The organism is Streptacidiphilus sp. ASG 303 (assembly GCF_020991365.1).
Classification (GTDB): domain Bacteria; phylum Actinomycetota; class Actinomycetes; order Streptomycetales; family Streptomycetaceae; genus Peterkaempfera.
Map to the genome: position 1 here is coordinate 1 of NZ_JAJLRA010000060.1, position 5287 is coordinate 5287.

Consider the following 5287-nt stretch of genomic DNA (forward strand, 5'->3'; position numbering starts at 1 on the left):
CCGCCGAGGCGCACAGGTCGCGCAGGTCGGCGCCGCGCGCCGCGAGCAGCACGGCGGCCTCCGCGGTGTCCAGGGCGACGCCGTCGCGGGCCCGGCGCAGGGCCCGCCGCACGGCGCTGGAGGTGGGGACCGGGCTGCTGGACTCGCTCATGAGGGGGACGATACGTCAGCCCCCCGGCGGACGCGTCGGCCGCCCGGACCCTGAGGGGCTCTCAGGGTCGGCATGCTCCGGCGGTCGTACACCGGTTGCTCCCCGGGGCCGATGCGGCGGGCGGTGGTCGCGGTGTGTGATGGAGGTACGACGGGGGCGGCCCGCCGGGTGCATGCTGGAGAGCGGGCACCAGAGCGCCGGGGCACCCGGCCGAAGGGCCCGCCGCCGAACCGTTCCCACGGAGGGGCTGACCGCGATGGCAGTGGAGCGCACGAACCCGGTGACCGGCGACGGACCGGCCGCGGACGGCGGGGGCGGCCCGGCCGCGCCGTACCGGCGGCGGAAGGCCGTCCGGGTGCTGGTGCCGGTGGGGGTGGCGGGCCTGGCGGCGGTGTCGGTCGGCCTGGTCCCGGCCCTCGCGTCCGGCGGGTCGCCGAAGCTGCCGCGGGTCACCGCGGAGCAGCTGGTCGCCCGGGTGCTGGCGTCCGACGTGCAGGCGATGTCCGGCACCGTGCGGACCACCGCCGACCTGGGCCTGCCGGCCGGGGTGCTCGACGGCGGGCTGCCGGGCGGCGGGGGGTTCGGCGGGCGCGCCGGCGGCGACGGCGCGCCGGGCGGGGCGGACCGCGGCGGGGCGGGCGCGGGGGGCGGGGGGCAGGACGGCACGGCCGCACCCGAGGCGCAGCTCACCCGGCTGCTGGCCGGCACCCACACGCTGCAGGTGGCGGTGGACGGCCCGGACCGCCAGCGGCTCGGCCTGATCGACCGGCTCGCCGAGTACGAGATCGTGCACGACGGCACGCAGGTGTGGGGCTGGGACAGCCGCACCAACCGGGCGGTGCACCTGGTCCTGCCCGCCGGGCACGGGGACGCCCGGCAGGGGGGCTCCCTGCACGGGGGCGCCCGCGGCGCCGGGCCGTTCGCCGGCGGCCGGGTGCCGGCCACCCCGCAGGAGGCGGCCCGGCAGGTGCTGGGGGCGGCCGGCTCCACCACGGCGGTGTCGGTCGCCGGCACCTCGCGGGTGGCCGGGCAGGACGCCTACGAGCTGAGCGTGCGGCCGAAGGGCACCGGGTCCACCGTCGGCGAGGTGCGGATCTCGGTGGACGCGGCCAACGGCGTGCCGCTGCGGGTGCGGGTGGTGCCGGCCGGGGGCGGCAGCCCCGCCTTCGACGTGGGCTTCACCTCGGTCTCCTTCCACCGTCCGGCCGCCCGGACCTTCGCCTTCACCCCGCCGAAGGGCTCCGAGGTCACCGAGCACCGGGCCGCCGCCGGGGACCTCCCGGGCACCGGCCCCGGGCGCCCCGGGGCGCAGCGGCAGCAGCCCGGCGGGGGCGTGCCCGGCGGGGGCGTGGACGTCGTCGGGCAGGGCTGGACGAGCGTGGTCTCGCTGCGGCTCCCGGCCGGCGCCGACGAGGGCCCGCTCGCCCTCCTCAAGGGGTTCGGCAAGCCGGTCGGCGGCGGCACGCTGCTCCACACCCGCCTCGTCAACGCCCTGGTCACCGACGACGGCCGGGTGTACGCGGGCGCCGTCTCCCCGCAGGTGCTCCGGCGCGCCGCCACCGGGGGCCGGTAGTGGCCGCCGCCCCGGGGACCGCCGCCTCCGCCGCGGGGGGCGCCGCCTCCCCGGCGGGGGCGGCGGTCCCCGCCGTGATCCGCACCAGCGGCCTGACGAAGCGGTTCCGGGGCGGCCAGCTCGCCGTGGACGGCCTCGACCTCACCGTGCCGGGCGGCAGCGTCTTCGGCTTCCTGGGCCCCAACGGCTCGGGCAAGACCACCACCATCCGGATGCTGATGGGCCTGATCGCCCCCACCTCGGGGGCGGCGAGCGTGCTGGGCTCCCCCATGCCGCAGTCGGTGTCCGCCGTGCTGCCGCGGGTGGGCGCCCTGATCGAGGGCCCGGCCCTGTACGGCTTCCTGTCCGGCCGGGACAACCTGGTCCGCTTCGACGCGGCGGACCCCACCGCCGACCCCCGCACCCGCAGCCGGCGGGTCGCGGAGGCGCTGGACCGGGTGGGGCTGGCCGCGGCGGCCGGGAAGAAGGCGCGGGCGTACTCGCTGGGCATGAAGCAGCGCCTGGGCCTGGCGTCCGCGCTGCTCCGGCCGCGCGAGCTGCTGGTGCTGGACGAGCCGACCAACGGCCTGGACCCGCAGGGCATGCGGGAGATCCGGGCGCTGGTGCGGGAGGTGGCCGCGGAGGGCACCACGGTCTTCCTCTCCTCGCACCTGCTGGACGAGATCGAGCAGGTCTGCACGCACGCCGCCGTGATGTCGCGCGGGCGGCTGGTCGTGCAGGGCACCGTCGCCGAGCTGGCGGCGGGCGCCCGCGGGCGGCTGGTGGTGCGGACGCCGGACGCGGCCGAGGCCGTGCGGGTGCTCGCCGCCCACGGCGTCGCCGACCTGCGGACGACCGGGGACCGGGTGGACGGCGAGACCCCCGCGGAGGCGGCCGCCGACCCCGACGCGCTGCTGCCCAAGCTGTGCGCGGCCCTGGTCGAGGCGGGGGTGCGGGTGCGCTCCTTCGGGACCGAGCGCGGATCGCTGGAGGACGCCTTCGTGGCGCTGACGGGAGAGGGTTTCGATGTCGCAGGCTGAGGCCGCCACGGCCGCCGTTCCCGCACCGGTGCCCCGCGGCCCCCGGCCGCGGACCGTGCCGGGCGTGCTGGCGCTCTTCCGCAGCGAGCTGTCGATCACCTTCCGGCGGCTGCGGACCCTCGCGCTGCTGGCGATCCTGGCCGCGCTGCCGGTGCTGATCGGCGTGGTGGTGAAGGTGGAGACCGGCGGCTCCGGCGGGGGCGGCGGCCCCGCCTTCATCGCGCAGGTCACCCAGAACGGCCTCTTCCTGGTGTTCACCTCGCTGGCGGTGACCCTGCCGGTCTTCCTGCCGATGGCGGTGGGCGTGGTGGCGGGCGACGCGGTCGCCGGCGAGGCGGCCTCCGGCACGCTGCGGTACCTGCTGGTGGCGCCCGCGGGCCGCACCCGGCTGCTGGCGGCGAAGTTCTGCGCGGCCCTGGCGTTCTGCGCGGCGGCCACCCTGACCGTGGCGCTGGCCGCGCTGGCGACCGGGGCGGCGCTCTTCCCGCTGGGCCGGGTGACGCTGCTGTCCGGCGAGTCGGTGCCGTTCGGGGAGGCCCTGCTGCGGGCGCTCCTGATCGCGGGCGTGGTCGCCCTGTCGCTGGCGGGCCTGGCGGCCCTGGGGCTCTTCGTCTCCACCCTGACCGGCAGCGGGATCGCGGCGATGGCCACCACGGTGGGGCTCGTGATCACGGTCCAGATCCTGGACGGCATTCCGCAGCTGCACGCCGTTCAGCCGTGGCTGTTCCCGCACTACTGGCTGAGCTTCGCCGATCTGCTGCGGCAGCCGATGTACCTCGACGACGTGCTGCGGAATCTCGGACTTCAGGGTCTGTACACCGCCGTTTTCGGCGCGGCCGCCTGGGCGCGGTTCACCGCGCGGGACATCGCGGCCTGAGCCCCGGGGAACCTCCTCCCGCCATTCGATGATCGTGCACGCACCAAGAACGGGCCACATTCGGTGACGCACGGCGATGGAATAGGTGCTCGCGGTGAAAAAAGGGCCGCTTCTGTCTCAAAGACTGGCAGCCAACTTGACGCCCGTCCCCTTGCACCGGTGGGATGACCGCGACTCATTTCAGCGTGTACTGCCGTCCGCGCCTGGTCGTGTGGATCCCCCTCAGGTCCCGCCGGACCGGGCGGCGGCGTGGGCGGCAGCGCGGCGCACATCCCCTCGGCGCCGCGCCGCGCATTCCTCCGGCACGAACGGGAGAGATCCACACATGTCCATGAGCCGCAGGGCGTTCCTGCTGGCCACCGGGGCCGTCGCAGGATCCGCAGTGCTGTCCGCCTGCGGCAGCAAGGGGGGCGGCACCGCGGCCCCCTCGGGCGAGGTCGAGGTCTTCTCCTGGTGGACCGAGGGCGCCGAGAACGCCGGTCTCCAGGCGCTGCTCGCCGACTTCAAGCTCAACCAGCCGAACGTCTCCTTCGTCAACCGCGCCGTCGCGGGCGGCGCCGGCGCCAACGCCAAGGCCGAACTGGCCCGGCGTCTGGACGCCAACGACCCGCCGGACTCCTTCCAGGGCCACGCGGGGGCGGAGCTCTCCGACTACATCGCGGCCGGCAAGCTGGAGAACCTCAACGACCTGTACGCCGAGCAGAAGTGGGCGGACCTCTTCCCCAAGGAGGTGCTGCCGCTCATCAGGTCCGGGGGCGACTACTACTCGGTGCCGGTGAACATCCACCGCGCCAACATGCTCTGGTCGAACCCCAAGGTCCTCAAGTCCGTCGGGGCCGACCCGGCACCGAAGACGTTCACCGCCTTCCTGGCCGGCCTGCAGCAGGTCAAGCGGGCCGGCGGCCGGGTGCCGCTGGTCGTCGCCGACGCCTGGACCCTGAAGCACCTGCTGGAGACGGTCCTGCTGTCCAGCCTGGGCCCCCAGGGCTGGACGGCGCTGTGGGCGAAGGGCGCCGACTGGTCCTCGCCCAGGGTCCGGCAGGCGCTGGAGGGCTTCCACGAGGTGCTGACCTTCACCAACGCCTCGTCCGCCGCCTCCAGCTGGGACGAGGCCAGCACGCTGGTCGGCTCGGGCAAGGCCGCCTACCAGATCATGGGCGACTGGGCCGAGGGCAGCTTCAAGCTGACGCAGAACCTCCAGCCCGGCACGGACTACGCGTGGGCGCCGGTGCCGGGCACGGCGGGGACGTTCCAGTTCCTCTCCGACTCCTTCACCCTGCCCAAGGGCGCCAAGCACCGCGACGCGGCCCTCGCCTGGCTCAAGGAGTGCGGCAGCAAGTCGGGGCAGCTCGGCTTCAACGGCGCCAAGGGCTCCATCCCGACCCTCACCGACCTCGACACCGAGGACCGCGCCCTCTTCGGCGAGTACCTGCAGTGGTCGATGGACGAGTGGAAGCGCTGCCGCATCGTCGGCTCGCTCACCCACGGCGTGGTCGCCAACAACGCCTGGAACGCGGCGATCGACGGGGCCCTGGAGACCTTCGTCAAGAACCGCCAGGTGGCGCCCTTCCAGCAGGCGCTGGCGGCCGCCGCACGGCAGCACGCCGCCTGACGGGTACGCCCGACGGGCACGGCCGTCCGGACCGCCTCCGAGGAGGCGGTCCGGA

The 5287-nt window shown here is 75.8% G+C and carries 4 protein-coding genes; all 4 read left to right on the forward strand.

The window, feature by feature from the left end; genetic code table 11:
• Nucleotides 1-407: 407 nt before the first annotated feature.
• The 4 genes from LO771_RS29805 (at nucleotide 408) to LO771_RS29820 (ending at nucleotide 5232) form a co-directional block, all read left to right on the forward strand.
• A complete protein-coding gene (locus LO771_RS29805; RefSeq protein WP_230748249.1) occupies nucleotides 408-1724 on the forward strand; it encodes a DUF2092 domain-containing protein in 1317 nt (438 codons plus the stop codon).
• Nucleotides 1725-1798: 74 nt separating this feature from the next.
• A complete protein-coding gene (locus tag LO771_RS29810) occupies nucleotides 1799-2743 on the forward strand; it encodes an ABC transporter ATP-binding protein (RefSeq protein WP_230748251.1) in 945 nt (314 codons plus the stop codon).
• Complete coding sequence (locus LO771_RS29815) at nucleotides 2730-3620, forward strand: ABC transporter permease subunit (protein ID WP_230748253.1); 891 nt, start codon at nucleotides 2730-2732, stop codon at nucleotides 3618-3620. Before LO771_RS29810 ends, LO771_RS29815 begins: the two co-directional genes overlap by 14 nt.
• 331 nt (nucleotides 3621-3951) lie before the next feature.
• Nucleotides 3952-5232, forward strand: coding sequence for an ABC transporter substrate-binding protein (locus LO771_RS29820; RefSeq protein ID WP_230748255.1), 1281 nt, complete (start codon nucleotides 3952-3954; stop codon nucleotides 5230-5232).
• The last annotated feature ends 55 nt before the right edge of the window (nucleotides 5233-5287 follow it).